Origin of the sequence: Okeania sp. SIO2B9, assembly GCF_010672505.1 — a bacterium.
Classification (GTDB): Bacteria; Cyanobacteriota; Cyanobacteriia; order Cyanobacteriales; family Microcoleaceae; genus Okeania; species Okeania hirsuta.
In genome coordinates, this window is record NZ_JAAHGK010001578.1 from 1 (window position 1) to 1,488 (window position 1,488).

The 1,488-nt window shown below is 32.5% G+C and carries 1 protein-coding gene and 1 pseudogene; both read right to left on the reverse strand.

Translation table 11 applies throughout. From position 1 onward, the window contains the following. Positions 1 to 198 (reverse strand): annotated as a pseudogene (locus tag F6K13_RS32805) (ATP-binding protein); the annotation flags it as partial. 776 nt (positions 199 to 974) lie between these two features. After that, a partial coding sequence (locus F6K13_RS32810) for a hypothetical protein (protein ID WP_287289876.1) occupies positions 975 to 1,488 on the reverse strand: 514 nt, incomplete at its 5' end.

A 1,488-nucleotide genomic window follows, 5' to 3' on the forward strand; every position in this document is an offset into this window, starting at 1 on the left:
TTCTTGAAAGATATCTTTGATTAAAGTACATATATATTGTAAGTATAAGGGATTGCCTATATACATATTGTTTAAATTCAACCAATTTTCTCGGTCTTGTAGTTTATATTCTTTGATTATTTCTATTCCGGCTGAATTATCTAAGCTTCCTAATTCTAGACATTGAATTGGATATAATTCTCGGTCTAAGGCTGTCATTTCCTGAGCTTTTTCTTGACTAATTAATATTACACAACTTTAGCAATTACAAAATTTAGCAGAAGCAGGAAAAAATCCCCAGGAAAACAAACAAAAAGCAAAAGGAGTAATTAGATTTTTTAAAGGCTTATTTACAGAGTTACCTAAGACGGCAAAATTAATCGAGCAGTGGGAAAAATTATTACCAGCTATCGCTAGTTTCTTTTGATTTGAAAATTAGGATATATCAGCAAATCTTCAGATGACGAAAAGACAACTAAATTGGCGATGAATTAAAATTTATTCCCGACTTTGATATATGAGAAAATTCCGACAAAAAACTTACCACTTGTAGGTTGGGTTGAGGAACGTTAGCGGAGCTTATCCGTAGGATAAACCAAACAAAAATAGAGGTGTATTTCGACTTTTTTCATCTTTCTTTTGCTATGTATGTTGGGTTAAGCGGTAGCGTAACCCAACCTACGGTATTCCCGATTTTTACAGGTCATAAAATTAGACAAAAAATTTACCATTTGTCGGTTGGGTTGATAAAAAAACTCAACAAAAATAGAGGAGTATTTCGATTTTTTTCATCTTTCTTTTGCTATATATATATGTTGGGTTGCGCTGTCGCTTAACCCAACCTACGGTATTCCCGACTTTTACAGGTCATAAAATTAGACAGAAAATTTACCATTTTTCGGTTGGTTTGACAAAGGAAACTCAACAAAAATAGAGATGTATCTCAATCTTTTTTCCTCTTGCCTTTTACTGATAACTAATAACTGAAATTACCCTCACTCTATTTCTTTATTTCCAAGTTCAAACCCATTGTCTTTAACATAAACATAAGGAATAGTTGTGGCTTTAAAATCAACTATATTAGCTGCATTTTGTACCCACTCACAATAAAGTGGGTTTAATTGTTGATAAATTTGTTTGAGATTTTGTATTTCTGCTTCAAGTTGATTAGCTTTTTCGTTGACTTTTTTCACTTGCTCCTGTAATTGTTTTCCCCCTTGATAAACTTTTTCTTGTAGTTCATGCCATTCTAGTCGAGATTTTTTTGGTGCTAATGTAGTTTTTTTCTGATTAAGTTGTGCTTCTAATATTTTGAGAGATTGATTAATTTCTTGTAATTCTTCTTGCCACTTTGCAGCTTCTTCAGCATTTTTTTTGTGAAATTCTGCTAGTGTTTCAGGAGTATTATTTGGAGGAAAACTCACATCTATTCGGAAAGAAGAACGTTGATGACGAAGAGTATCTACTTCGGTCTGTAAAGTTTCTACTTCGGTCTGTAAAGTTTCTACA